The following is a 24,067-nucleotide window of genomic DNA, read 5'->3' as shown; positions in this document are numbered from 1 at the left end:
GGCTTCCGCAACGCCGAGAACTACCGGATGCGTATCCTGCTGACCAGCGCCGCGAAAACCGTAGCGTGAACACCCGCCTCAGCAGGGTCATTCACCACGAACCGCGAAGAGCCCGGGAAGGGGCCTCTGATCGCGCTCCTGCTGGGCGGCGCCGGATTCCTCGTGATCGTGGTCGCGATCGTGGCCCTGGTGCTCTCGCAGACCGTGTTCAGCACCGATCCGGAGGATCCCACCGCCGGCGGCGGGACCGGCCCCGAGACGGAGGAGACGGAACGGACCCGCCCGTCGGAGTTCGTCCCCACCGAGGAGCAGACCGACGAGGCCGACGGGGAGACGACCTTCGCCGCACAGCCCACCGTCGACTGCACGGTGCACGACAACGAGGTGGTCACCGAGCAGGTCGACGGCGTCGTCCGGGGCGGGGGCCTCGAGTTCCCCGTGCAGGAGGGCTGGGAGGTCGGCTCCGACTGGGGCTCCCAGGGCGCGTATCTGACCGACCAGAGCTTCGCCCACCAGCCGGTGGAGAACGGATGGTTCACGGTCGCCGGGGTCGGTGCGGTCCAGTTCCCCGAGGAGGAGGGCGGCTATCCGGGGGCGGAGGAGACCGCCCGTGCGATCTTCCGGTGCGGGCTCAGCCGCGACCAGGTCGAGCAGATCTACGACGATCCGCCCGAGCTGGTGGACTACCGCGACGAGGCGACCACGATCGACGGCCACCCGGCGTGGATCGTCAGCGCCGAGGTGCAGATCTCGCAGACCGCGCTGTTCCACACGACCGACGCCTGGCACCTGGTGGTGATCGTGGTGGACACGCCCGACGGCCCGGCGGCCTTCGACGGCGGCGCGGCGCTCGGCCATGACCAGCAGGTCGAGGATCTCGAGGTGATGCTCGAGGGGCTGCGGGTGCTCTGAGGGCCTCCGCGGCGGAGGTGCTGCGGGCGTCGGGCCCGAAGATTCTTCCGCCGGGGTGTCGATCTGCGGACTGCTCGTTCGTCATAGTGGTGTCCGGGCCGCACGGCTCGGTCGAGGCACCACTGGAGGAGTCACCATGAAGTACGTCCTGCTGCTGATGGGGAACCTGGCCGACGATCGCTGCGGCGAGACCGACGAGGGGCCCGGGCCCGAGGAGTTCATCGCCTTCGACGAGGCGCTGAAGGAGGCCGGAGTGCTGGCCGGCGGCTTCGCGCTCACCGATCCCGAGGAGGGCACCAGCCTGTCCAAGGCCACGAGCGAGGCGGAGCCGGTGATCACCGCCGGCCCGTACGCGGAGAGCCGCGAGTTCGTCGGCGGCACGATCGTGATCGAGGTCGACTCGCTCGACGACGCCCTGGCCTGGGCCGCGAAGTGCCCGGGAGCGATCGGGGGCCGCGTCGAGATCCGGCCCCTGGCCGAGTACTGAGCCCCATGGCTCCCGCTGCGGCGCACGAGGAGCGGCCGGCGGACGACGTGCTGGCCCGGGTCCACCGGGAGGAGCACAGCCGCCTGCTGGCCGCCCTCGTGCGCCGCTTCGGCGACCTCGACCTGGCGGAGGACGCCGCCCAGGAGGCGATGGAGTCCGCCCTGCGCAGCTGGCCGGAGCAGGGCGTCCCGCAGCAGCCGCTGGCCTGGCTGACGACGGTCGCCCGCCGCGCCGCGCTGGACCGGGTGCGCCATGACCAGACCGCCGCCCGCCGGCTCGCGGAGCTGCACGTGCGGGAGGAGGCCACCGCCCCTCCGGCCGACGAGGGGCCGCTCACGACCGAGGACGTGCCCGACGAGCGGCTGGCGATGCTGATGGGCTGCTGCCACCCGGCGATCGCCCCGGCGGACCGGATCGCCCTCATGCTGCGGTTCGTGGGGGCGCTGACGAGCGCGGAGGTCGCCCAGGCCCTGCTCCTTGCGACCCCCACCCTCCAGGCGAGGATCACCCGGGCGAAGCAGCGGATCGCCGCCCACCGGATCCCGCTGACGGTGCCCACCGACCCCGCCGAGCGCGAGCGCCGGCTGCCGCTGGTGCTCACGGCGATCTCCCTGATCTTCACCGAGGGGTACTCCGCGACCAGCGGCGACGCCCCGATCCGGCGGGAGCTCTCGGCCGAGGCGATCCGGCTGGCGCGGATCACCCGCCAGCTGCTGCCCGCGTCCGCCGAGGCGCAGGGGCTGTTGGCCCTGCTGCTGCTCAGCGATGCCCGCTCGCCCGCCCGCGAGGACGCCGAGGGCATCCCCGTGCCCCTCGAGGACCAGGACCGGTCCCGCTGGGATGCGGGGAGCATCGCCGAGGGGCTGGCCCTGGTGGAGGAGGCCGCCGCCCGCCCGGACGCCGGGAGCTTCACCGTCCAGGCCGCGATCGCCGCGGTCCACGCCGAGGCACCCCGCTTCGAGGACACCGATTGGGCCCAGGTGGTGGCGCTGTACGACCTGCTGCTCACCCACGGGGAGGACCCGGTGGTGCGGATGAACCGCGCCATCGCGGTGGGACGGACGCGGGGACCGGCCGAGGGGCTCGCGCTGCTCGAGCAGCTGGCCGCGGAGCCGGAGCTCGCCCGCCACCACCCCTTCCACATCTCCCTGGCGCTGCTGCGCGAGCAGCTGGGGCGCACGGACGGGGCGGTGGCCGCCTGGCGGCGGGCGCTCGACCTGGCGGGCGGCATCGCGGAGCAGCGCTTCATCCGGCGCCGGCTCGCACGGCTCGGGGAGTGAGGCGGGGGTTTCAGCCCTTCGCGGAGTCCCTGCTTCCGGACAGGAGCAGCGCGGCCGCGATGGCGAGCAGCCAGCTGTCCTTGGCGACGGGGGTGCCGTCCTGGGTGGGGCGCACTCCGTCGGCCTCGGTCATGCCGGGGGTGCGCAGGTACATCGACACCATCGATCCGGAGAACGCGGCCAGGCCCAGGCCGGCGATCCGCGTGGGCACGAACGGGAGCAGCAGGGAGGCGCCGACGGCGATCTCGCCGTAGCTGAGGAACTTCGCGAACTGCTCGGGGGTGAGCCTGCCCAGCGGCGGCACGCCCTGGGCGGCCATGCCCTGCAGGCCCTCGGCCGCCTCGGCGGGCAGGCCGAGCTTGCCGATTCCGGAGTTGAGGATGAACGCGCCGGGGACGGCGCGGAGGACGGCGGTGCTGAGCGACATGGGAGCTCCTCGGGATCGATTGCTTTCACTTTCAACTATAGGCGACGGCTCGGTCGATGTCGACCCGCGGGACGATACTGGCCCGATGGTCGCCGAGCACGCCCCCGCCGCCCGTCGCCGGCCCGCACCACGATGAGCGCGCTCGCTCTCGCCCTGGTGCTGCTGGCGGCCCTCTGCCACGCGGTGTGGAACCTCGCCGCGAAGCGGGTGGCCGACGGCGGCTTCGCCTTCGTGTGGTGCTACGACGTGGCCTCGGTCGTGCTGTGGGCGCCGCTCGCCCTGGTCGTGCTGGCCCGCAGCGACGCCGGGATCCTCCCCGCGCTGCTGCCGGCCGCGCTGGTCTCGGGCCTGATCCACGTCGCCTACCAGCTCACGCTCCAGACCGGGTACGCCCGCGCGGACCTGGGGGTCGTGTACCCGGTCGCGCGCGGCGTCGGCCCCGTGCTGTCGATGGCGATCGCGATCCTCGTGCTCGGCGAGCGCCCCGGCTGGCAGGCCGGCGTCGGCGCCGCGGTGATCGTCGCCGGGATCGTCGTGGTGGCCATCGGGAAGTCGGCGGCCGGCCGGCGGGGGCTCCGCGCGGGGCTCGCCTGGGGAGCGGCGACCGGGGCGGCGATCGCCGCGTACACGCTGTGGGACAGCTACGCGGTCACGGACCTGGGGCTGCCGCCGGTGGGCTACTTCGTCACCACGTGCCTCTGGCAGGTGGTGCTGATGACCCCCACGTTGGTGCGCCGCCACCGCGAGAGCGTCCGCCCGGTCGCACGTGCGCACTGGCGCGAGATCCTGCTCGTCGCGGCGCTGTCGCCGCTGGCCTACGTGCTGGTCCTGGAAGCGATGCGCACGGCGCCGGTCTCGCTGGTCGCGCCGGTGCGGGAGTCCAGCATCGTGGTGGGCTCGCTGCTGGCGTGGTGGATGTTCCGGGAGCCGGATCCGCGGCGTCGGATCGTGGGCGCGGTGATCGTGCTGGCCGGGATCGTGCTGATCGCGCTGTGAGCCTCAGGGGACCCGCGCGACGACCTCCCCGTGCAGCAGGCAGAACCAGCCGTCGGGATGCTCGGCCCAGCCGCGGATGTCCGCAGCGAGCCGCTCCCGTCCGGCCGCGTCGGCCCGTCCCTCGCGCTGGAGCTGCTGGGCGAAGGGCCCTGCGGTGAGCCTCCCGGCGATGGTCTGCGCCCAGGCCGCGCGCGTGGCGGGTGTGGCGTACAGCCAGGTGGAGGCGCTGGGGGTGACGTCCTCCAGGCCCGCCTCGTGCGCCCAGGCGAGCAGGCGCCGGCCCGCATCCGGGCGGCCGCCGTTGGCGCGGGCGGCCCGCAGGTACAGGGCGAGCCAGCGGTCGAGCGCCGGGACGTCGGGGTACCAGCGGAAGCCCTCGTAGTCGCTGTCGCGCAGGGCGATGATCCCGCCGCGCCGGGTGACGCGGCGCGCCTCGGCGATCGCCGCGACCGGATGCGGGAGGTGCTGGAGCACCTGATGGGCGTGGACCACGTCGACGCTGTCGTCGGCCAGCGGCATCGCCTGCGCATCCCCGACCCGCACCTGCACGTCGAGCCCCTGACGGGCGAGCTCGGCGCGGGTGATCTCCGCGGACCGCTCGGACACCTCGAGCGCGGTGACGTGCTCGGGGCCGACGATACGGGCGAGGTCCGCCGTGATGGTGCCGGCGCCGCTGCCCACGTCCAGCAGCCGCTGCCCGGGGCGCAGATGCGGCAGCAGGTGCGCGGCGGAGTTCTCCGCGGTGCGGGCGCGGTGGCTGTCCAGCACGGCGGCGCCATAGCCGTGGGTGTAGGCGGCGGGCGCTCCGGCGGAGGTGTCTGCGGCATCCGGCATGGCTCGACGCTATGCGGTGCGCGCGGGGCGGGCCAGGGCCGACCATCAGATGGCCGGCACCGGCGGGACGCCGGGCGCGGCTCCCGACCCGGGGATCGTCAGGTTCCGAGCCATGTCCGACCGGAATCGGCTCGGAATCTGACGATCCTCGCCGGGGTGCGCGCTACCGGGGTGCGCGCCGCCGGAGCGAGCTCGTGGGGAGTTCTCCCCATCGCCGCATCGCCGGCCCGCCTCTACGGTGGGGACAGTCGCAGGACGAGGGGCCGGTACGCGGAGCCGGACGGATCTGGAGGGGACGATTCATGAGCGGCTTCTACGGTGCCGATACGGACCAGCTGCGGAGGCACTCCGAGCTGCTCCGCTCTCGGGCGCGCTCCCTCGGTGAGCTGCGCGAGCGCCTGCACCCCGCCGTCGCGGACGAGAGCATCTGGCAGGGCGGCGACGCCGACGCCTTCCGCACCCGCTGGACCTCGCAGACCGCGCCTCTGTTCGATGACCTCGTCGGGCAGCTCACGCGTCAGGCCGGCGACACCGAGAGGCATGCGGACGAGCAGGACGAGGCGTCCGGTCCCGAGGGCTCTGAGGCCGGCGCCGGCGGCGGGGGCAGTGCCGGCGGGGGCGGAGGTGGCGGTGGTGACACCTCCGAGGACGGGAAGTCGCTCTGGGAGCAGCTCACCGATGGCGGCAAGGTCTGGAACGCGTTCCAGGGTCTGTGGAACAGCGGCAAGAAGATCCTGGACCTGACCGGGGACGTCCGCGATTTCACACGGTTCCTCGGCAGCGCCGACGACCTCTTCGAGTTCGTCGCCGGGTCCTGGATGTACGACAAGGCGATCTACAAGAACATCTTCAACGTCGGCTCGGAGTTCAGCGGGCTCGCCGACGAGGTCGCCAAGGCCATCGGCATCCCCACCGGGATCGCGAACACCAAGTTCTTCGGCTGGGCCGACGACGCCGCGAAGTGGGCCGGCGAGGCCGTCCCGTTCCTCGGCAAGGCCGCGCCGTTCCTCGGCAAGGCCCTGCCCGTCGCGGACGTCTTCTTCGGCGGCGCGCAGATGATCGAGGGCATCCAGAGCGGTGACACCTTCAGCGCGATCACGGGCGGAGCCGGCGCCCTCGGAGGCGGTCTGATGATCGCCGGAGGTGCGCTGTCCGCGACCGGCATCGGCGCCGTGGTCGGCGGCCCGATCGCAGCGGCCGGGGCGATCATCTCCGGAGGCGCGGCCCTGGCCGACGTCGGCAAGATGGTCTACGACAACTGGGACTCGATCTCCGCCACGGCGGCGGACGCCTGGAACGCGACGACCGACTTCGTCAGCGACACCGCCGGGGCGGTCGCCGACACCGCCGGCGATGTCGTCGACGCCGTCAGCGACGGCTTCTCCGACGCGGTCGACGGGCTCGCCGACGCGCTGCCCTGGTGACCGTTCCGCTCCGCCCGCATCGGCCGTGAGACGCTGAGCCCGTCCGTCGGAGCCCCACCACCGACCGACCCACAGACACAGGGAGTCGAATCAGTATGAGCGAGTCCAGCCGGTCCCCCTCGGCGGAGCCCACCATCACCGAGCGCGACATGCTCGGCGCGATGGAGGTGCTCGCCACCACGGAGCCCGACCCGAGCGTCCTGATGATCCTCACGGACGAGGAGATCATGGGGCTCGACGGCGCCTCCGCCCTCGAGCTCCTGGGCAGCCCGTACCTCGACCAGGACGCCGTGGACCGGCCGTCCTCGGCCGCCGCCGCGCTGCGCTCCCTGACCGCCCGCGGCCTCGTGCGCCCCGGGGGCGAGAGCGTCGAGGACGAGGGCGAGCTGGTCTCCGGCTCCGGCGACGGCCCGAGCCGCGCGATGCAGTTGGATCGTCGGCTGGCCGGGGTGGTCACCCTGCGGCGGATCCCCGATGCGATGGTCACCACCAGCCGCACCCTGAACGGGGGCTCGACCACCCTCGCGCACTATCTCTTCCCCCGCGGGGGCGTGCTCGAGGAGTTCATCTCGGTCGACGGCTTCCACCACTTCAGCGTGCCGGAGCTGGAGACCGTGCCCGATCGGATCCGGCGATTCGTGGACCCGTTCGAGGCGGCTGGGGAGGACGGGGAGCCCGAGACCGTCACCCTGGACGAGGTCGCCCGCAGCGACGACATGGACGACACCAGATCGCTCTCCGTGCTCACCGCTGTGGCCGACGGCGACGGCCGCCAGGCCACCGTGGTCGCCACCTCCGAGCGGGTGCGGGTGCTGGACAACGGGCCCCTCGGAGTGAAGGTGTCGCCGAGCGACGAGCGGCAGATCGCGGACGTGTCGTCGCAGACCCTGCTCGGAGTGATCGACGTGATGATCCCCCGCAGCGCGGAGGGCACGGACGCCGCGGGCTCGACCTCCGACGCCTGAGCCGCGCACCGGCGGCGGGAGGCCGGTTCCCCTGCCTCACAGCGGCGGGGCACCTCCGGCCGCGAGGTGGTCGATGAGCTCCACGATGTGCTCCGACCAGGCAGGATCCGACACCTTGACCGTGAGCGCCTCACCGCTGCGACGGCGCACGTGGAGCCGTCCCGAGAGCAGCCGGCGTTCGAGCTCCGCCCCGGCGACCTCCGTCGCCGGCACCTCGCCGCGCACCTTCCAGCGCGTGACCATGTTGTACACCGTGTACACGATCCGGCGGTCGGTGACGATCAGCAGCGGCCAGGAGTCCCCCTTGCGGGCGCAGCGCAGGACCTCGTACACGGTCTCGCCGGGGTCGAGGACCATCTCGGGCACGACGATCTCGTGCTTCCCGCTGCGCTGCGGGTTGCGGGCGATCGCTGCGACGAACGTCTTCTGGGCTCGGGTCCAGGCCATGCACCCCACGGTAGAGGGTCCGAGGGCGGGCCCTCCACCTGAGCGCGGCGGGGCGCCCCTCCCCCGGCGTCGCTCATCGGCCGGCGGCGTCCTCGACCTCGTCGGCCGCGAGCCGGCGCCGCGCCGCCCACCGGTCCCACGGCGCCGCGGCGATCACCACGGCGATCCCGACGACCGCACCGATCGCGGTCTCCAGCACCCGCGCCTCGAGCATCGCCCCGATCGGCTGAGGATGGGCGATCTGCACCATCAGCAGCGCCAGCGGGGTGATGAACAGCAGTGCGAAGGAGTAGTTGCGCAGCACGTACATCTCGGCGAGGAACTGCAGCACCACCACCCACACCACGAGCTGCCACGGCTGGGCAGGGAAGGACAGCAGGAAGGCGGTGGTGACGATGCCCAGCGTGGTGCCGATGATGCGGTGCAGCCCGCGTTCGACCTGCAGGGTGCGGCCCGGGGCCGACAGCGGCGCGATCGCCGCGATCTGCGCCCAGTACGGGAACGGCAGGCCGGAGGCGAGCCCGAGCGCCCGGCGATCGCCGCCGCGACCGCGAAGCGGCCGAACTCCGCCCCCAGCTGCGCCCGCGTCCATGTCTCCGTCGCGGCCTGCACTCCCGCCCCGGGGTGGCGCTCCCCCGCCCAGTGGCCCAGCAGCCCCAGCACCACGCACAGCGATGCGCAGGCCCCGGCGATGAGGAACGCGGCCCAGACCGGGGCGGCCGGTGGGGCCGACGCGACGGCGGCGACCGCGAACAGCGGGAAGATCGCCCCGCCCGGCTTGAGCCCGAGCCTCAGCACCACCACCGCGGCCAGGCCGGCCACCACCGACCCGATCCCGAGGACCGTCCAGGACTCCGCCGCATCGCCCATCGACTCGCCGAGCCGGGCGAGCGCCGCACCGATCGTCACGCACACGGTGAGCAGGGCGCCGGCCATCGACTGGCGCCGGAAGCGCATCCGGGTGGGCTCGTACCTCGAGTAGATCCCGGTGAACGCCCCGAAGCCCACGTACATCGCCCACTCCACGTGCCCCGTCACCAGCAGCACGGACAGCAGGATCGCGAGGCCGAGCGCGATCCGGAAGGCCGGGAGGTGATCCACGCGGGTGGGGCCGAGGCTGAGCAGGCGCGCGGTCGATGCCTGGATCCGGGAGGATGCTGCGGGCACGGGACGCATCGATCCAGGGTACGGCCCCGGCTCGGCAGGTCACCCCTGGTCCGGTCACCGTGGGAGACTGCTGGGCATCCCCGCCCCGCCGCCGGCCGGCACCCGCCGGCCCTGCTCCCCCGGAGTCGACATGACATCCTCTGACCGCACCGCCTCCTCGCCCGTCGCCCCCGTCGGCGGCGCCGGCGTCATCGAGACCGCCGGCATCGAGATCATCGCCGAGTCCGAGCGGACGGCGAAGCCGCGCGACCTCGTGTGGCCCTGGTTCGCCGCGAACGTCTCCGTGTTCGGGATGAGCTACGGCTCCTACCTGCTGGGCTTCGGGATCAGCTTCGCGCAGGCGACCGTGGTGGCGGTGCTCGGCATCATCCTCAGCTTCCTGCTGTGCGGGCTGGTCGCGATCGCCGGCAAGCGCGGCAGCGCCCCCACGATGGTGCTCTCCCGTGCGGCCTTCGGCGTGCACGGCCAGAAGGTGCCCGGGATCGTGTCCTGGCTGACCTCGATCGGCTGGGAGACCTCGCTGGCGATCTCCGCCGTGCTCGCCACCGCGACCGTCTTCGACGTGCTGGGGCTCGCCTCGGGCCAGGCGGTCACCGTGATCGCCACGGTCGTCATCGCCGCGCTGATCGTGGGCGCCAGCGTGCTCGGCTACCACACCATCATGAAGCTGCAGTCGGTCCTGACCTGGGCGACCGGGGCGATGACGATCCTGTTCATGATCCTCACCATCCCCCACATCGACTGGGCCGCCGTGGCGTCGATGCCGCACGGCCCGCCGCAGGCGATGGTCGGCGCGCTGGTGATGGTGATGACGGGCTTCGGACTGGGCTGGATCAACATCGCGGCCGACTGGTCGCGCTACCAGAAGCGCACCGCCTCGGACGGCTCGATCGTGCTATGGAACACCGTGGGCGGTGCCGCGGCGCCGGTCGTGCTGGTGATCTTCGGCCTGCTGCTGGCCGGCTCCGACGAGGGCCTCGCGGGCGCGATCGAGGGCGACCCCATCGGCGCGTTGGTGACGATCCTGCCGCTGTGGGCGCTGATCCCCTTCTGGATCGTCGCGGTGCTGACTCTGGTCTCCGGCGCGGTGCTGGGCATCTACTCCTCGGGTCTCACCCTCATCAGCCTCGGCATCCGCATCCCCCGCCCGGCCGCCGCCGCTGTCGACGGGCTGATCCTCACCGCTGGCACCATCTGGGTGGCGTTCTTTGCGACCAGCTTCATCGAGCCGTTCCAGAGCTTCCTGATCACCCTCGGCGTGCCGATCGCGGCCTGGGCCGGGATCCTCATCGCCGACATCCTCACCCGCCGGGCGGACTACGACGAGAAGGCCCTGTTCGACCCCGCCGGACGCTACGGCGCCTTCGACTGGACCTCGATCATCACCATGGTGGTCGCCTCGATCCTGGGCTGGGGCCTGGTCGTGAACGGTTTCACCGAGGCCGCCTCCTGGAACAACTGGCAGGGCTACCTGCTGGAGCCGCTGGGCCTGGGCACCTACGTGGAGGACCCGGCCGGCTCCTACTGGGACGGCAACTGGGCGTACTCGAACATCGGCGTGCTGCTGGCGCTGGTGCTCGGCTTCGTGGTGACCTTCATCGCGCGGCGCGGGAAGATCCGCCGCCAGGAACAGCGCTGAGCTGACTGCCGGGTTGCAAGACTGCCTAGACGCCGGGCAACCGGGCTGTAAGGCAGCCGGGACGCCGGGCTGTCCGTCCTGGGCAGGGATGCCGCGCCCGCCCCGCAGGGTCCACGATGGGTCCATGCATCCCTCCCCCGCCCATCCCGCCCTGCCGTGGCTCGCCGCGCTCGGGGTGATGCTGATGTGGGCCTCGTCCTTCCTGGTGATCCGGGTGGCCGGGAACGACTTCTCCCCCGGCGCGATGGCTCTGCTGCGGGTGGGCTCCGCGGCGACCGTCCTGCTGCCCCTGCTGCTCCTGGGCCGGGTCCGCCGACCTCGCAGCGGGCGGCTGTGGGCCGCGGTGATCGGCTGGGGCGTCGCCTGGTTCGCGGTGTATCTCGTGGTGCTCAACGCCGCGGAACTGTTCCTGGATCCGGCGACCGCCGCGATGCTCGTGAACCTCGCGCCACTGATCGTGGCGGTCGCCTCGGGGCTGCTGCTCGGGGAGGGGTTCTCCGTGCGGCTGCTCGCCGGGGTGCTGGTCGCCTTCAGCGGGATCGTGCTGATCACGGTGGGTGCCTCCACCGGCGACCTCTCCGGGCTGGGGGTGGTGCTGGGGCTGGTGGCGGCGCTGCTCTACGCGGGCAGCGTGCTCGCACAGAAGCTGCTGCTCGCCCACGTCGACTCCACCTCGATGACGGTGATCGGGGGTGCTGGCCGGCGCTCTGGCCTGCCTGCCCTTCGCGCCAGCGCTGGTGGCGGAAGTCGGCGCGGCGCCCGTCAGCACAGTGCTGGGCGTGGTCTATCTCGGGGTGTTCCCCACCGCGCTCGCCTTCCTGCTGTGGGGTTACGCCCTGACCCACACCGGCGCCGGGCTGCTCAGCTCCTCCTCGCTGCTGGTGCCCGCCTTCACCGTGGTGCTGGCCTGGCTGCTGCTGGGCGAGGTGCCGCCTCCGCTGGCGGCGATAGGCGGGGTGCTGTGCCTGGCCGGGGCGGCCTTCGCGGTCGCGCCGGCGGTGCTCGCCGCCCTCCGGCCGCGCCAGCGCGCCGACTATTCTGACCCCACCCGCACTGACCACCCGTGCTCAGACCCCACCTGCTCTGACCCCGCCTCGTGCACCGCTGCACGCCCTGGAGAGGATCCTGCCCATGCCCCCTGCCCCTGAGGCGAACCCGGCGCCCTGGCTGCTGATCGTCGACCCGCAATGGATCTTCGCCGACCCCCGCTCCCAGTGGTGCTCGCCGTTCTTCCCTGCGGCGATGGAGAACATCGCCCGTCTGGCGGAGGCCGTGGGCCCCGAGCGCACCCTGGTCACGCGCTGGCTGCCCACCGCCGACCGGGCGACCGCCTGGGGCGACTACTTCCGGGCCTGGCCCTTCGCGGATGTCCCGGCAGAGGACGCGCGCTACGACCTGGTCGATGCCGCACGCGGCCTGTCCGCCCACCCCACGATCGACGAGCCGACCTTCGGCAAATGGGGTGCGCAGCTGGCGCAGCGGGTGGATTGGCCCGCGAACCCGCGCACACACCTGCTGGTCACGGGCGTGACCACGGACTGCTGCGTGATCTCCACGGTGCTCCCGGCGGCCGATGCCGGGGTTCGCCTGAGCGTGGTCACCGACGCCGTCGCCCACTCCGCCGCGGAGAACGGCCCGCCCGCCCTGCACACCATGAGCCTGTTCCCGCCGCAGGTGGATCTGCGCTCCACCGACCAGGTGCTCACCAGCGGTTGGTGACGTCCTCGGCGAAGCCCTCGATCCCGCCGACGTCGATCCGCTCGCCGCGGTCGTCGCGCACCCAGCCGCTCCAGGTGCCGAACAGCTGATCGGTGCGCGAGGCGATCACCAGCGCCTGCGTGCTGCCGTGCTTGCGGTGGAAGGGGGTGAGGGTGAGGTCGGCGCGCTGGCCGGTGATGCGCCAGGGCCGCATCCAGTCAGCCGGGTCGTAGTCCCAGTGCAGCTCCTCGCTGATCTTGCTCAGCTGCCCGTCGACCACCAGAGCGTTCTCGGTGGCGCCCGAACCGTCGGTCCACTTCGAGCCGAGCTGCAGCCCGATCACCCTCCCGTCGACCCTCCCGGAACCGGCTGCCCAGTTCCAGCGCACCCGATAGGGCCAGCGGCCGCGGCCGTGGTCGAGCACCGCCCACGCCGCCTCGACCGGATGGCGCCCCCCGTCGATCACCAGCACCCCGTGGGCGGGCCGGGCGACGTCCTTGACGGTGTACTGGAAGCACGGAATCGGCGTGGCGCAGCGTGTGTCTCGGCGCGTGCGTCGGTGCCAGGGGACCACCACTCCCATCGCCTGGTGGCCGGCCGGGCGCTCGGCGACCAGGTCGAAGGCGAAGCGCGGGATCGCCCCGACCAGGCGGGTGCCGCCGCCACCGGTCTGCTCGTCGGTCTGCTCGTCGGTCTGCTCCTCGAACTGCTCGTCGATCTGTTCCTCGATCTGGAGCTGCAGGCCGGGCGCCCGGCCGCTGGCGGGTCCGGAACCGAGGGAGCCGGGCAGGGTCGCGCCGAGGCCCAGCGGGAAGATCGCATCGCGCGAGATCACCTCGCCGCTGGTCCGGTCCAGCAGCCAGACCGCGTGCAGTGCGAGGTAGTCGACGTGGGAGACGGTGACCGCGAGGATGTGCTGCGGCGTGATGACGTTCCAGTACTCCCAGCGCTTGTTGCGGCCCCAGCGGTGACGCCCGCCGATCCCGGAGGTGTCATGGAGCGGGGTGCGGGTGAAGCCGAGGGCCGCGGGGTTCAGCTCGCCGTCGGGCGTGGTGAGAGAGACGGGCGCGGTGAGCTCATGTTCAGGGATCATGCCTGGGTCACTTCCTGGGGGCGGGCGCGGGGCTGGGGACGGGGTCGGAGGGTGGCGTGGAGCAGGTCCAACAGCCGCGCGATCAGCAGGCACAGCACCGGTACCAGCAGCAGCGAGACCAGGACGTCGGAGGGGTGGTGGACGCCGAGCGCGACCCGTGACCAGGCCGTGACCAGGGCGAGCAGCACGGCAGGCGCGAGGGCGATCCGGCGGGGCCAGCCTGCGGGCAGGGCGAGCACGATCACGGTGACGAACGCGGCGGCGCAGGCGGTGTGCCCGCTGGGATAGCTGAAGGTGAGCGGCTCGGGCACCAGGTGCTGCAGCAGCAGCTCACCGTCGGGGCGCGGGCGGCGCACGAGCAGCTTGATCAGCTCCACCAGTGCCCAGGGCACCGCGACCAGCAGCGCCGCCCGCATCGCGGCCCAGCGGCTGCGGCGCAGCACCCCGCTCACGAGCGCGGCGAGGGCGACCAGGGCGATCGCCAGGACCGGACCGAAGCCGACATCGATCCCGATCGCGAGGCGCGCAGCGCTCTCGTCCAGGGAGCGGTTCGCGGCGATGACCAGGGAGAGGTCCCATGCACCGACTGCGGGCAGAGCGCGCAGCGCCCATCCCAGCACCACCGCGATCAACACTGGAACCAGCCCCGGGACCAGCCCCGGGACCAGCAGTGTCAGGCCGACCGCCATCGCCTGCCGCCGTGCCTCTGGGCGATCGGGCCCCGGCGCCGCGCTGTTGTCCATGTGCTCAGTCTGCCCCGCGGTGCCTGGGTGGACCGTGCCACCTGCCACCGACCGCTCGGTCCTGCCGGGAGCTGGGCCCCGCGACATACTGGGCTGATGACTGCTTCCCTGCTCACCGTCGGGCACGGCACCCTCTCACGCACGGAGCTCAGCGATCTGCTCCGCGGCGCCAGCATCCAGCAGCTGGTGGATGTGCGCCGCTTCCCCGGCTCCCGCACCAACGATGCTGCCGCCCGCGGAGCGGTCGAGGAGATCTGCACCGAGGCGGGGATCGGCTACCGCTGGGACGAGCGCCTGGGAGGGCGGCGCCGGCTCACCAAGGACGAGGATGCCGCCTCCCCCGACACCTGGTGGCGAGTGAAGCAGTTCCGCGCCTACGCCGGCTGGACCCGCAGCGAGGAGTTCCGCGCCGGCCTCGAGGAGCTGCTCGGCGACGTGGCGCGCGCCCGCACCGCCGTGATGTGCTCGGAGGCGGTGTGGTGGCGCTGCCATCGCCGCCTGATCGCCGACGTGATGCTCATGGAGCACCAGGTCGAGGTCGCGGACCTCATGCCCGACGGCAAGCAGCGATCGCACGAGCCGAGCGAGGGGGCACGGCTGGGCGAGGACGGCCACGTGGTCTGGGACCGGGCCGACGAGAAGGACGCCTGAACCGGCGACGCCGGCAGGAGGCGCCGCGGGGAGCGCGGGAGCCAACGAGCTGAGTGACCGGCTCCGGGCCCGGGAAAACCGGTGGCCGGAGGGGGCGACCGCGCCGTACCGTCAGCCGCATGCACCTCCCCACCTCCACCTCCTCCAGCACCTCCAGCAGCTCCGCGGATCTGCCCCGCACCGCTCTGCTCACCGGCGTCGGCCGTCGCCGCGGGATCGCCGCCGCGATCGCGCGTGGCCTCGCCGCCGACGGGTTCGACCTGGCACTGTCCTTCCACGCCCCCTACGACCGGCGGGTGCTCGGCGAGGACTCGGATGTGGAGCTGCTCGCCGAGGAGCTGCGGGCCGTCGGCCGCCGCGTCGTGCTGATCCCCGGGGACCTCGCAGACCCGCAGCTCCCGCCGCAGGTGGTCAGCCGTGCGTGCGAGGCGCTGGGCCCGCTGGGGGTGCTGGTGATGAGCCACTGCGAGTCGGTGGACTCCTCGCTCCTGGACACCACGGTCGAGAGCTTCGATCGGCACTATGCGGTCAACGTGCGTGCAAGCTGGCTGCTGCTGAAGGCCTTCGCGGAGCAGGTCGAGCCGGGTGGGCAGGTTGATCCGGGCGAGCAGGTCCGGGCAGTCTCACCGGGCGCGCCGGACGCGTCGATCGCTGCCGCCTCCGGGGGCGCGGTCATCGCGCTGACCAGCGACCACACCGTGCACAACCTCCCCTATGGGGCGACCAAGGGAGCGCTGGATCGCCTGGTGCTGGCGGGCACCCGTGAGCTCGCGGACCGCGGCATCCGCACCAACGTGATCAACCCCGGCCCGATCGACACCGGCTGGATGGACGAGGAGATCCGCACTTCCGTCGCCGCGCAGATGCCGGGCGGGGAGCTCGCCGGGCCGGGGACGGTCGCGGATCTGGTGCGCTTCCTGGTCTCCGCGCAGGGATCCTGGATCCGGGGCCAGCTGCTGCATTCCAACGGGGGCTTCGCGACGCCGGCGGTGTGAGCGGGCACGGCCCGGCGCTGGGGTCTCACTCGCCGTCTGTGGGGGACGCGCGCACCGTCCCGCAGCGCCAGCAGGGCACGGTCGGATCCAGCGCCCCCTCCCCCTCGGGCACGGCGCCGCACTCCGGGCACAGCTCGCCCAGCCAGCACGCCGCATCGCCCCCGGAGTCGGTGGGGATTCCGGTGATACCGGGTCCGACAGGACGGACCGGGTTTCGCTCCTCGCTCACCATGGCTCCTCGGCCCTCCTCACGGCGCTGTCCTCCTCACTGCTGCGCCGCCCACCGCTGCGCCTCCCTCGTCCAGCACCCCCACTGCACGCCAGGCCTCTTCGACGGCGGCTCGCTGCGCCGACTCGTCCCCGTGACGGGCTGTCGCGGCCTTGAGCGTCGCGGCGGCGAAGGTTGCGAAGTCCGCGTCCTTGGGCAGCCCGGAGCTGGTCAGCGCGTCATACCAGAGCTGTCCCGCGCCCTCCCAGGAAGCCCCGCCGATCCCGGTCGCCGCGAGATAGAAGGCCCGGTTGGGGATACCGGAGTTCACGTGCACCCCGCCGTTGTCGTTCTCCTCGTCGTGCGGGAGATCGGCGTAGTCGGCCATCGAAGCGGGCTGCGGGTCCTTCCCGAGCAACGGGTCGTCGTAAGCCGTCCCGGGCGCCTTCATCGAGCGCAGCGCGACCCCCTGGACCCGGTCGGTGAACAGGCCCTCACCGATCAGCCAGTCGGCCTCCTCCGCGCTCTGACCGTGCAGACGCTGCTTCACCATCGCGCCGAAGCAGTCGGCGATCGATTCATGGAGCGCTCCGGGCTGGGCGACGTAGATCAACCCGGCGGTGTACTGGACGACCCCGTGGGTGAGCTCGTGCCCGATCACGTCGACGGCGTTGGTGAAGGACTGGAAGTACACCCCGTCGCCATCCCCGAAGATCATCTGCTCCCCGTCCCAGAAGGCGTTCTGGAAGTCCTGGCCGTAGTGGACGGTGGCGATGAGCTCCATGCCGGCATCGTCCAGGGAGCTGCGGGAGAAGGCCTGGTGGTAGAGCTCCCAGGTGGCGCCGAGGCCGTCATAGGCCTCGTCGACGGACTCATCCCCCGCGGAGGCCTGGCCCTCGCCGCGCACCAGTGCGCCCGGCAGGGCGGTGCCGTGCTGCGCGTCGTGGACGCTGCGCCGCAGCACGGCGGCGCTCTGCGTGGCAGAGGTCGGCGGGGCAGCCGTCGTGCGGCCGGCCAGCCGCTGCTCGAGATGCGGGGGCAGCAGTCCCGTCGCAGAGCCGGGGAAGCCGGGGCGTCGGGCTCGGGCTGCACGCACCTCTCGGTGGCCGGCCACCTGGCGGCCGACGGCGAGAGTCTGCTCGGCAGCACGTGCCGGCCCGCCGGGAGCGGCGCGAGCGATCTGCCGCAGCAGGTGCGGGGGAACGATCCCGTGCACGGGAGGCGGGGAGGACGCGATGCGGGAGCAGTCGTCTCGGGGGTTCATGCCCCCATCCTGGACCTGCTGCCCGACAGACGGAACCCCGGCCGTGGGCCGTTCCGTTCAGAGCGAGCCGTCCCGCTCAGGGCGGGTCGTCCCGCTCAGGACTCGAGGGTCGTGCGCTCCCCGCCCTCGGGCGTCTGCGGCTCCGAGACCTCGTCCTTCGCGAAGACGATAGAGGCGAGCACGGCGACACCCATGGCCACCACGATGAACGCGAGCGAGAGCCAGATCGGCACCTCGGGGATCTTCTGCAGCACCGAGAAGCCGGGGATGAAGTCCAGCGGAGCCTCGTGGATCGCGTGGATCAGCAGCTTCACACCGATGAAGCCGAGGATCGCAGCGATCCCGTAATGCAGGTAGGCGAGACGGTCCAGGAGCCCGCCCAGGAGGAAGTACAGCTGGCGCAGACCCATCAGGGCGAACAGGTTCGCGGTGAAGACCAGGAAGGGGTTCCGGGTGACGCCGAAGATGGCAGGGATCGAATCCAGGGCGAACATGACGTCGGTGAGGCCGAGGGTGATGAACACCAGCAGCATCGGGGTGAAGAGCTTCTTGCCGTCCACGACCGTGCGCAGCTTGTTGCCGTCGTAGTCGTCGGAGACGGGGAACACGCGCCGCACCGTCCGCATGATGAAGGAGTCGGAGCCTCCCTCTTCCTCGCCCTGGGCCTGCTTCCATGCGGTCCACAGCAGGAAGATCCCGAAGAGGTAGAAGACGGCGGTGAAGTTCTCGATGATCACGGCGCCCGCCAGGATGAACAGCCCGCGCGCGATGAGGGCGATGATGATGCCCACCATCAGCGCTTCCTGCTGGTATCTCCGCGGCACGGAGAACTTCGTCATGATGATGATGAAGACGAACAGGTTGTCGATGCTCAGGGAGTACTCGAGCAGCCAGCCGGTGACGAATTCCGACGCCGGCTGCATGCCGCCCACGAAGTAGAGGACCACCGCGAAGACGAGCGCCAGGCCCACATAGAAGCCGATCCAGGTCGCGCACTCCCGCAGGGAGGGGACGTGCGGACGTTTGATGACCAGCAGCAGATCGGCGACGAGGATCGCGCAGAGCACGACCATCGCGCCGATCTCGAAGCCGAGGTGGAGCTCTCCCATGGGGCAAATCCTTCAGGTGTGACGGGCTGTCTTCCCGAGTGACCGGGGCAGGGCTGCGCTGAGCAACACCGGTCACAGGGTACTCGCGGGATCAGCCGATCACGCCCCGAGTGAGCACACTCTCTCTCCTCGCCGTGCGAGCTCGGCTCCTATCGCCGTTTCCTCGCCGGGCCCTGCAGATGACCCCGGCGGGCGGCGAGGACCAGCATCACGATCCCCGTCACGAAGCCCAGGAGCACGGTGAGCAGGGAGCCCTCGATGCCCATCGACCCGCCGGTGAGCCAGGTGGGGCCGTGCATCTCCGCGACCAGCAGTCCGCGCTGCGTCCCCGTCCCGGAGACCGCCGAGGAGAACATCCCGGCCTGCACGGTGTTCCAGGCGATGTGGAGGCCGAAGGCGAACCACAGCCGACGGGTCAGCAGATAGGCGGCGCCCAGCAGGACCCCCGCCTCGACCACGAGGAGGAGCGCGGTCAGGATCGACGCCCCAGGATTCATCAGATGGATCAGTCCGAACAGGAGCGACGTGATTGCGAGGGCCACCCAGCTGCCCCACCAGGACTCCAGCACGCGCAGCAGGATGCCACGGAACACGATCTCCTCGATGACTCCGGCTCCGATACCGACCGCGAGCGGTGCCAGCAGCTGCGGGGACGCCGAGATCCCGGTGACACGGTAGCCGCCGAGCAGGGCGATGAGGCCGACGGCGAGGGTCAGCAGTGCTGTGCCGAGCACCAGGCCCGCCGCCAGCTCGGCGAGCTTGCCGCGCCCGCGCAGGCCGAGCCCGGGGCGGCCGCCGATCAGTCCGACGATCAGGAGGTAGCCGCCGAGCGCGACGGCGGCGCCCGCGCACGCTCCGAGCAGCAGCATCCACGGGCTCGCGGTGAGGCCGCCGACGGTCACCACCGTCATCTCGGCGGCGAGGAAGACCACGACGCCCAGAAGCAGCTGGAGGCCCCGTCGACGACCGCCGTGGGCGGCAGAAGGACGGGCGGCAGGCAGAGGGGCGGCGGGCAGAGGGGCGGCAGGCGGTCGGGAGGCACGCGGACGGGGGGCGGAGGGAGAGTGCAGGGAGGTCATGCCCCTGAGCGTGACGCCTGGTCAGCGGCTTGTCACGGGTCCGGAGCAGATCGTCGGGGTGGCCCGACACCGGCTGTCCTGCCGGCCGGCCCGCGACGGTCAGGCCAGCCGCCCGGCGAGCCCAGCGACGGTCAGGCCAGCTGCCCGATGACCTCCTCGACCGCCGCGAGCACGGTCCCGTCCAGCAGCCGCGCCTCGGCCTCAGCGATGTCCGGGGCCAGGAAGCGGTCCGGCCCAGGGCCCTCGACGGTGCGGCGCAGCACGGCGATCGCGGCGGCGCTCGGGGCCGATGGGGCGAGCGGGCCGCGCAGGTCGATCGCGCGGGCGGCGGTGAGCAGCTCGATCGCGAGCACGCGGCGCAGGTTCTCCACGCTGGTGCGCAGCTTGCGGGCGGCGTGCCAGCCCATCGAGACATGGTCCTCCTGCATCGCGGAGGAAGGGATCGAGTCCACGCTCGCCGGCACCGCGAGGCGCTTCATGTCCGAGACCAGGCCGGCCTGGGTGTACTGGGCGATCATGAAGCCGGAGTCGACACCGGGGTCGTCGGCCAGGAACGGCGGCAGGCCGTGGGAGCGGGACTTGTCGAGCATCCGGTCGGTGCGGCGCTCGGCGATCGAGGCGAGGTCCGCGGAGACGATCGCGAGGAAGTCGAGCACGTAGGCGACCGGGGCGCCGTGGAAGTTGCCGTTGGAGGTGACGGTGCCGTCCTCGAGCACGACCGGGTTGTCGATCGCGGCGGCGAGCTCCCGCTCGGCGACGGTGCGCGCGTGCTCGATGGTGTCGCGCACCCCGCCGGCGACCTGCGGGGCGCAGCGCAGCGAGTAGGCGTCCTGCACGCGCGAGCCCTCGGCGGCGACGTCGGCGATGATCGCGGACCCCTCGAGCAGCGCGAAGATGTTCGCGGCCGACGCCTCCTGGCCGGGATGCGGGCGCAGCGGTGCGTGCAGCTCGGGGCGGAACACGCTGTCACGGCCGCGCAGGCCCTGCACGGACATCGCGGTGGTGAGGTCGGCGGTGCGCACCAGCTCGTCGAGGTCGGCGATCGCCATCAGCAGCATGCCGAGCATGCCGTCGGTGCCGTTGATCAGCGCGAGGCCCTCCTTCTCCTCGAGCAGCACGGGCTCGATCCCGGCCTCGGCGAGCAGCTCGGGCACGGGGCGCTCCACGCCGTCGCGGTCCCGGGCGCGGCCCTCACCCATCAGCACGATCGCGCAGTGGGACAGCGGTGCGAGATCGCCCGAGCATCCGAGGGATCCGTACTCGTGGACGATCGGGGCGATCTGCGCGTTCAGCAGCGCGAGGATCGTCTCGACCACGACGGGGCGCACGCCGGTGCGGCCGGAGGCGAGGGTGCGGGCGCGCAGCAGCATCAGGGCGCGCACCACTTCGGTCTCGACCTCAGGCCCGGCGCCGGCTGCGTGGGAGCGGATCAGGGACCGCTGCAGAGCGTGGCGCATGCTGGGCGGGATCGAGGTGTCGGCCAGCGCCCCGAAGCCGGTGGAGACGCCGTAGACGGGGGTGTCTCCGGCGGCGAGCGCGTCGATGTGCGCACGGACCGACGCCACCTGTTCGCGAGCATCGGGGTCGAGCTCGACGCGGGCGCGGTGGCGGGCCACGGCGAGGACGTCGGCGGCGGTGAGCCCGGCGGTGGAGAGGGTGACTGTGGGGTGCTCGATGGCGGGGATGGTCATGGGGTCCTTTCGGGACGGAGGGGTCGGCGATCGGGGGCGGGGAGGTCAGCGACCAGGGACGACGGGGAGATCAGACGCGTCGGGTCCCGGCACGCCACACCTGGTGGGTGAGCGGCATGCCGGGCCGGTAGGCAAGGTGGATCGCCGCGGGGGCGTCGAGCACGTGCAGATCGGCGCGGGCACCGATCCCGAGGTGGCCGACGTCGGTGCGGCGCAGAGCGAGCGCACCGCCGCGGGTGGCGGCGTGGAGCGCTTCGGCCAGTGAGAGGTGCATCTGGAGCACGGCAGTGGTGACGCAGAAGCTCATCGAGCTGGTGTAACTGGTGCCGGGGTTGCAGTTCGAGGCGATCGCGACCGTCGCGCCGGCGTCCAGCAGCTCGCGGGCCGGAGCGAGCGGCGCACGGGTGGAGAGGTCGCAGGCGGGCAGCACGGTCGCGACCGTCGGCCCGGCATCCACGGCGAGCAGCCCGGGCCGGTCCCCCGGCGCGGTCGATCGGGCGGCTGTGGCGGCGAGCGCCTCGACATCGGCCGGGGAGAGGTGGTTGACGTGGTCCACGCTCGCTGCGCCGAGCTCGGTAGCCAGCGCCGCCCCGCCGGAACGGCCCAGCTGGTTGCCGTGCACCCGCAGCCCGAGCCCCGCAGCGGCGCCGGCGCGCAGCACCCGCTCGGACTGCTCGGGGTCGAAGGCGCCCTCCTCGCAGAAGACATCGATCCAGCGCACGTGCGGGGCGACGGCGGCGAGCATCTCCCCGCTGACCAGGTCCACGTACTCCTCGGCCCCGGGCCGGCCCTCCCGGCCGTCGAACTCCGCGGGCACCAGGTGGGCGCCGAGGAAGGTGGCCTCGTCGAGCTCGCCCGACGCGATCAGGGAGGACAGCAGGGCGGCGGCCCGGGTCTCGTGCTCGACGGTGAGGCCGTAGCCGGTCTTCGTCTCGAGTGTGGTGGTGCCGCCCGCGAGGGCCTCCGCGATCCGGCCGTGCACCAGGGCGCGCAGGTGCTCGTCGGAGGCGGTGCGGGTGGCCCCGGTGGTGACCCCGATGCCGCCGGCGCTGTAGGACTCCCCCGCCATTCTGGCCTCGAACTCGGCGGCGCGATCGCCGTCGAAGACGAGATGGGAGTGGGAGTCGACCCAGCCGGGCAGCACGGCGCGGCCTTCGAGATCGGTGGCGTCGTCGGCGGCCGGCGCCTCTGCCGCCGGGCCGGTCCAGGCGACGCGTCCTGCCTCGATGACCAGGGCTGCGTCACGGAGGACCTGCTCGTCGGTCACGCTGCCGGAGCGGGCGGGATCGTCGAGTGCGGGATCTAGAGTCCACAGTTCGCTGATGCCGGAGATCAGGGTGCTGCTCATGGTCAGTCCCTGCGCACGGGGGTCATCGGGACGCGGACGCCGCGCTCGTGGGCGACGTCGTCGGCCCGGGAGTAGCCAGCGTCGACGTGGCGGAGCACGCCCATGGCGGGGTCATTGGTCAGCAGGCGCTCGAGCTTCTGGCGGGCGAGGTCCGTGCCGTCGGCGAGGCCCACCTGGCCGGCGTGGATCGAGCGGCCGATGCCGACACCGCCGCCGTGGTGGATCGAGACCCAGGTCGCGCCCGAGGAGGTGGCGGTGAGGGCGTTCAGCAGAGGCCAGTCGGCGATCGCGTCGGAGCCGTCGAGCATGGCTTCGGTCTCGCGATACGGGGAGGCGACGGAGCCGGAGTCGAGGTGGTCGCGGCCGATGACGATCGGGGCTTTGACCTTGCCGTCGCGCACCAGGTCGTTGAAGAGCATGCCGGCCTTGTGCCGTTCGCCGTAGCCGAGCCAGCAGATGCGGGCGGGCAGGCCCTCGAACTCGACGAACTCGTTCGCCGCGTCGAGCCAGCGGTGCAGGTGCTCGTTCTCAGGGAAGAGCTCCTTGAGCGCGGCGTCGGTGACCTTGATGTCCTCGGGATCGCCGGATAGCGCCACCCAGCGGAACGGGCCGAGCCCCTCGCAGAACAGGGGGCGGATGTAGGCGGGGACGAAGCCGGGGAACTCGAAGGCGCGGTCGTAGCCGGCGTGGCGGGCCTCGTCGCGGATCGAGTTGCCGTAGTCGAACACCTCGGCGCCGGCATCCTGGAACCCGACCATGGCCTGCACCTGACGGGCCATGGACTCGCGGGACTTCTTGGTGAAGCCCTCCTCGTCGGCCTCCGACTCCGCCTTCCAATCCTCGACGGTGACCTCGAGCGGCAGGTAGCTCAGCGGGTCGTGGGCGGAGGTCTGGTCGGTGACGATGTCGATCTGCAGGTCGCCCGCCTGATGGCGCTCGAGCAGAGCCGGGAAGACCTCGGCGGCGTTGCCGACGATGCCGATCGAGAGGCCCTTCTGCTCGGCCTTGGCGGCGTTGGCACGCGCGATCGCGTCATCGAGGTCGTCGGCGATCTCGTGGCAGTAACGCTTGGCGACACGGCGCTCGAGCCGGGTGCGGTCCACGTCCACGATCAGGCAGACGCCGTCGTTGAGGGTCACGGCGAGGGGCTGGGCGCCGCCCATGCCGCCGCAGCCGCCGGTGAGGGTGATGGTGCCGGCCAGGGTGCCGCCGAAACGCTTCTGGGCGATCGCCGCGAAGGTCTCGAAAGTGCCCTGGAGGATGCCCTGGGTGGCGATGTAGATCCAGGAACCGGCGGTCATCTGGCCGTACATCATCAGACCCTCGGCTTCGAGCTTGCGGAACTCGGGCCAGTTCGCCCAGTCGCCGACGAGGTTGGAGTTGGCCAGCAGCACGCGCGGGGCCCACTCGTGGGTGCGCAGCACGCCGACGGGCTTGCCGGACTGGACCAGCAGGGTCTCGTCATCCTCGAGGTCCTTGAGGGTTTCGACGATCGCGTCGAAGGCCTCCCAGGAGCGGGCGGCGCGTCCGGTGCCGCCGTAGACGACCAGGTCGTCGGGGCGCTCGGCGACCTCGGGGTCGAGGTTGTTCATGAGCATCCGCAGCGGGGC

24 protein-coding genes and 1 pseudogene are annotated in these 24,067 nt (G+C 72.3%); 13 read left to right on the top strand and 12 right to left on the bottom strand.

What is annotated here, in order from left to right:
• Positions 1 to 162 precede the first annotated feature (162 nt).
• From ACTH43_RS15905 to ACTH43_RS15895, 3 genes are all read left to right on the top strand, one after another.
• A complete protein-coding gene (locus ACTH43_RS15905) occupies positions 163 to 912 on the top strand; it encodes a hypothetical protein (protein WP_441445872.1) in 750 nt (249 codons plus the stop codon).
• Positions 913 to 1,048: 136 nt separating this feature from the next.
• Positions 1,049 to 1,399, top strand: a complete 351-nt coding sequence (locus ACTH43_RS15900; protein WP_441445871.1) for a YciI family protein — start codon at positions 1,049 to 1,051, stop codon at positions 1,397 to 1,399.
• A gap of 5 nt (positions 1,400 to 1,404) precedes the next feature.
• Entirely contained in the window at positions 1,405 to 2,679 is a 1,275-nt protein-coding gene (locus ACTH43_RS15895; protein ID WP_441445870.1) for an RNA polymerase sigma factor, read from the top strand.
• A 10-nt stretch (positions 2,680 to 2,689) separates the two neighbouring features.
• Here ACTH43_RS15895 and ACTH43_RS15890 read toward each other — a convergent pair whose 3' ends face one another.
• Complete coding sequence (locus ACTH43_RS15890) at positions 2,690 to 3,106, bottom strand: hypothetical protein (RefSeq protein WP_441445869.1); 417 nt, start codon at positions 3,104 to 3,106, stop codon at positions 2,690 to 2,692.
• A gap of 132 nt (positions 3,107 to 3,238) precedes the next feature.
• Between ACTH43_RS15890 and ACTH43_RS15885 the strand changes: the two genes are divergently transcribed.
• The gene (locus tag ACTH43_RS15885) at positions 3,239 to 4,102 is read left to right on the top strand and encodes an EamA family transporter (RefSeq protein ID WP_441445868.1); all 864 of its coding nucleotides are present in this window, start codon (positions 3,239 to 3,241) and stop codon (positions 4,100 to 4,102) included.
• A 3-nt stretch (positions 4,103 to 4,105) separates the two neighbouring features.
• On the opposite strand, the gene ACTH43_RS15880 is transcribed toward ACTH43_RS15885, so the two are convergent.
• Positions 4,106 to 4,936 (bottom strand): methyltransferase domain-containing protein, encoded by an 831-nt coding sequence (locus ACTH43_RS15880; protein ID WP_441445867.1) that lies wholly within the window; start codon positions 4,934 to 4,936, stop codon positions 4,106 to 4,108.
• A 302-nt stretch (positions 4,937 to 5,238) separates the two neighbouring features.
• Here ACTH43_RS15880 and ACTH43_RS15875 point away from each other — a divergent pair, with 302 nt between their 5' ends.
• Both ACTH43_RS15875 and ACTH43_RS15870 read left to right on the top strand, forming a co-directional pair.
• Entirely contained in the window at positions 5,239 to 6,360 is a 1,122-nt protein-coding gene (locus ACTH43_RS15875) for a hypothetical protein (RefSeq protein ID WP_441445866.1), read from the top strand.
• Between the two features lie 95 nt (positions 6,361 to 6,455).
• The gene (locus ACTH43_RS15870; RefSeq protein WP_441445865.1) at positions 6,456 to 7,325 is read left to right on the top strand and encodes a hypothetical protein; all 870 of its coding nucleotides are present in this window, start codon (positions 6,456 to 6,458) and stop codon (positions 7,323 to 7,325) included.
• Between the two features lie 36 nt (positions 7,326 to 7,361).
• On the opposite strand, the gene ACTH43_RS15865 is transcribed toward ACTH43_RS15870, so the two are convergent.
• Both ACTH43_RS15865 and ACTH43_RS15860 read right to left on the bottom strand, forming a co-directional pair.
• Positions 7,362 to 7,772 carry a PH domain-containing protein gene (locus ACTH43_RS15865; protein WP_441445864.1) on the bottom strand — a complete coding sequence of 137 codons (411 nt, stop codon included), beginning with the start codon at positions 7,770 to 7,772 and terminating at the stop codon, positions 7,362 to 7,364.
• 73 nt (positions 7,773 to 7,845) lie between these two features.
• Positions 7,846 to 8,364, bottom strand: coding sequence for an FUSC family protein (locus ACTH43_RS15860; RefSeq protein ID WP_441445863.1), 519 nt, complete (start codon positions 8,362 to 8,364; stop codon positions 7,846 to 7,848).
• 99 nt (positions 8,365 to 8,463) lie between these two features.
• Here ACTH43_RS15860 and ACTH43_RS15855 point away from each other — a divergent pair, with 99 nt between their 5' ends.
• The 5 genes and pseudogenes from ACTH43_RS15855 (at position 8,464) to ACTH43_RS15835 (ending at position 12,297) form a co-directional block, all read left to right on the top strand.
• Entirely contained in the window at positions 8,464 to 8,754 is a 291-nt protein-coding gene (locus ACTH43_RS15855) for a hypothetical protein (RefSeq protein ID WP_441445862.1), read from the top strand.
• Between the two features lie 315 nt (positions 8,755 to 9,069).
• On the top strand, positions 9,070 to 10,578 hold the full coding sequence (locus tag ACTH43_RS15850) for a purine-cytosine permease family protein (protein WP_441445861.1): 1,509 nt from the start codon (positions 9,070 to 9,072) through the stop codon (positions 10,576 to 10,578).
• A gap of 88 nt (positions 10,579 to 10,666) precedes the next feature.
• A pseudogene (locus ACTH43_RS15845) lies at positions 10,667 to 11,071 on the top strand (EamA family transporter); the annotation flags it as partial.
• Positions 11,072 to 11,270: 199 nt separating this feature from the next.
• Positions 11,271 to 11,726, top strand: coding sequence for a DMT family transporter (locus tag ACTH43_RS15840; RefSeq protein ID WP_441445873.1), 456 nt, complete (start codon positions 11,271 to 11,273; stop codon positions 11,724 to 11,726).
• On the top strand, positions 11,710 to 12,297 hold the full coding sequence (locus tag ACTH43_RS15835; RefSeq protein ID WP_441445860.1) for a cysteine hydrolase family protein: 588 nt from the start codon (positions 11,710 to 11,712) through the stop codon (positions 12,295 to 12,297). Before ACTH43_RS15840 ends, ACTH43_RS15835 begins: the two co-directional genes overlap by 17 nt.
• On the opposite strand, the gene ACTH43_RS15830 is transcribed toward ACTH43_RS15835, so the two are convergent.
• Both ACTH43_RS15830 and ACTH43_RS15825 read right to left on the bottom strand, forming a co-directional pair.
• Positions 12,281 to 13,369 carry a DUF2804 domain-containing protein gene (locus ACTH43_RS15830; RefSeq protein ID WP_441445859.1) on the bottom strand — a complete coding sequence of 363 codons (1,089 nt, stop codon included), beginning with the start codon at positions 13,367 to 13,369 and terminating at the stop codon, positions 12,281 to 12,283. The two genes, ACTH43_RS15835 and ACTH43_RS15830, sit on opposite strands and share 17 nt — an antisense overlap.
• Positions 13,366 to 14,112, bottom strand: coding sequence for a phosphatase PAP2 family protein (locus ACTH43_RS15825; protein WP_441445858.1), 747 nt, complete (start codon positions 14,110 to 14,112; stop codon positions 13,366 to 13,368). Before ACTH43_RS15825 ends, ACTH43_RS15830 begins: the two co-directional genes overlap by 4 nt.
• Positions 14,113 to 14,208: 96 nt before the next feature.
• Here ACTH43_RS15825 and ACTH43_RS15820 point away from each other — a divergent pair, with 96 nt between their 5' ends.
• Together ACTH43_RS15820 and ACTH43_RS15815 are read left to right on the top strand one after the other, a co-directional pair.
• The gene (locus ACTH43_RS15820) at positions 14,209 to 14,763 is read left to right on the top strand and encodes a DUF488 domain-containing protein (RefSeq protein WP_441445857.1); all 555 of its coding nucleotides are present in this window, start codon (positions 14,209 to 14,211) and stop codon (positions 14,761 to 14,763) included.
• Between the two features lie 119 nt (positions 14,764 to 14,882).
• On the top strand, positions 14,883 to 15,758 hold the full coding sequence (locus ACTH43_RS15815) for an SDR family oxidoreductase (RefSeq protein ID WP_441445856.1): 876 nt from the start codon (positions 14,883 to 14,885) through the stop codon (positions 15,756 to 15,758).
• A gap of 248 nt (positions 15,759 to 16,006) precedes the next feature.
• Here the strand turns inward: ACTH43_RS15815 and ACTH43_RS15810 are convergent, their stop codons facing one another.
• From ACTH43_RS15810 to hutU, 6 genes are all read right to left on the bottom strand, one after another.
• The gene (locus tag ACTH43_RS15810) at positions 16,007 to 17,230 is read right to left on the bottom strand and encodes a M4 family metallopeptidase (protein ID WP_441445855.1); all 1,224 of its coding nucleotides are present in this window, start codon (positions 17,228 to 17,230) and stop codon (positions 16,007 to 16,009) included.
• A 95-nt stretch (positions 17,231 to 17,325) separates the two neighbouring features.
• The gene (locus tag ACTH43_RS15805) at positions 17,326 to 18,339 is read right to left on the bottom strand and encodes a TerC family protein (RefSeq protein ID WP_441445854.1); all 1,014 of its coding nucleotides are present in this window, start codon (positions 18,337 to 18,339) and stop codon (positions 17,326 to 17,328) included.
• A gap of 149 nt (positions 18,340 to 18,488) precedes the next feature.
• Positions 18,489 to 19,418, bottom strand: a complete 930-nt coding sequence (locus ACTH43_RS15800) for a CPBP family intramembrane glutamic endopeptidase (protein ID WP_441445853.1) — start codon at positions 19,416 to 19,418, stop codon at positions 18,489 to 18,491.
• A gap of 131 nt (positions 19,419 to 19,549) precedes the next feature.
• Positions 19,550 to 21,109: a histidine ammonia-lyase gene (hutH, locus tag ACTH43_RS15795; protein WP_441445852.1), complete on the bottom strand. Its 1,560-nt coding sequence runs from the start codon at positions 21,107 to 21,109 to the stop codon at positions 19,550 to 19,552.
• A gap of 70 nt (positions 21,110 to 21,179) precedes the next feature.
• Positions 21,180 to 22,457, bottom strand: coding sequence for an imidazolonepropionase (gene hutI / locus ACTH43_RS15790; RefSeq protein WP_441445851.1), 1,278 nt, complete (start codon positions 22,455 to 22,457; stop codon positions 21,180 to 21,182).
• 2 nt (positions 22,458 to 22,459) lie between these two features.
• Positions 22,460 to 24,067 (bottom strand): urocanate hydratase (gene hutU, locus ACTH43_RS15785; protein ID WP_441445850.1); only part of this gene is annotated, 1,608 nt, incomplete at its 5' end.

This window comes from Brachybacterium sp., assembly GCF_052095815.1.
Taxonomy (GTDB): Bacteria; Actinomycetota; Actinomycetes; order Actinomycetales; family Dermabacteraceae; genus Brachybacterium.
Note: the sequence above shows the minus strand (reverse complement) of the source record. Positions and strands in the feature narration are given on the sequence as shown.

Coding starts and splice junctions, on each gene's coding strand:
- ACTH43_RS15860 (WP_441445863.1), bottom strand. CDS start 8,364: ATGGACGCGGGCGCAGCTGGGGGCGGAGTTCGGCCGCTTCGCGGTCGC.
- ACTH43_RS15850 (WP_441445861.1), top strand. CDS start 9,070: ATGACATCCTCTGACCGCACCGCCTCCTCGCCCGTCGCCCCCGTCGGC.
- hutI (WP_441445851.1), bottom strand. CDS start 22,457: ATGAGCAGCACCCTGATCTCCGGCATCAGCGAACTGTGGACTCTAGAT.
- ACTH43_RS15810 (WP_441445855.1), bottom strand. CDS start 17,230: ATGAACCCCCGAGACGACTGCTCCCGCATCGCGTCCTCCCCGCCTCCC.
- ACTH43_RS15800 (WP_441445853.1), bottom strand. CDS start 19,418: ATGACCTCCCTGCACTCTCCCTCCGCCCCCCGTCCGCGTGCCTCCCGA.
- ACTH43_RS15855 (WP_441445862.1), top strand. CDS start 8,464: ATGAGGAACGCGGCCCAGACCGGGGCGGCCGGTGGGGCCGACGCGACG.
- ACTH43_RS15895 (WP_441445870.1), top strand. CDS start 1,405: ATGGCTCCCGCTGCGGCGCACGAGGAGCGGCCGGCGGACGACGTGCTG.
- ACTH43_RS15820 (WP_441445857.1), top strand. CDS start 14,209: ATGACTGCTTCCCTGCTCACCGTCGGGCACGGCACCCTCTCACGCACG.
- ACTH43_RS15885 (WP_441445868.1), top strand. CDS start 3,239: ATGAGCGCGCTCGCTCTCGCCCTGGTGCTGCTGGCGGCCCTCTGCCAC.
- ACTH43_RS15865 (WP_441445864.1), bottom strand. CDS start 7,772: ATGGCCTGGACCCGAGCCCAGAAGACGTTCGTCGCAGCGATCGCCCGC.
- ACTH43_RS15805 (WP_441445854.1), bottom strand. CDS start 18,339: ATGGGAGAGCTCCACCTCGGCTTCGAGATCGGCGCGATGGTCGTGCTC.
- ACTH43_RS15830 (WP_441445859.1), bottom strand. CDS start 13,369: ATGATCCCTGAACATGAGCTCACCGCGCCCGTCTCTCTCACCACGCCC.
- ACTH43_RS15875 (WP_441445866.1), top strand. CDS start 5,239: ATGAGCGGCTTCTACGGTGCCGATACGGACCAGCTGCGGAGGCACTCC.
- ACTH43_RS15825 (WP_441445858.1), bottom strand. CDS start 14,112: ATGGACAACAGCGCGGCGCCGGGGCCCGATCGCCCAGAGGCACGGCGG.
- ACTH43_RS15880 (WP_441445867.1), bottom strand. CDS start 4,936: ATGCCGGATGCCGCAGACACCTCCGCCGGAGCGCCCGCCGCCTACACC.
- ACTH43_RS15815 (WP_441445856.1), top strand. CDS start 14,883: ATGCACCTCCCCACCTCCACCTCCTCCAGCACCTCCAGCAGCTCCGCG.
- ACTH43_RS15890 (WP_441445869.1), bottom strand. CDS start 3,106: ATGTCGCTCAGCACCGCCGTCCTCCGCGCCGTCCCCGGCGCGTTCATC.
- hutH (WP_441445852.1), bottom strand. CDS start 21,109: ATGACCATCCCCGCCATCGAGCACCCCACAGTCACCCTCTCCACCGCC.
- ACTH43_RS15870 (WP_441445865.1), top strand. CDS start 6,456: ATGAGCGAGTCCAGCCGGTCCCCCTCGGCGGAGCCCACCATCACCGAG.
- ACTH43_RS15900 (WP_441445871.1), top strand. CDS start 1,049: ATGAAGTACGTCCTGCTGCTGATGGGGAACCTGGCCGACGATCGCTGC.
- ACTH43_RS15835 (WP_441445860.1), top strand. CDS start 11,710: ATGCCCCCTGCCCCTGAGGCGAACCCGGCGCCCTGGCTGCTGATCGTC.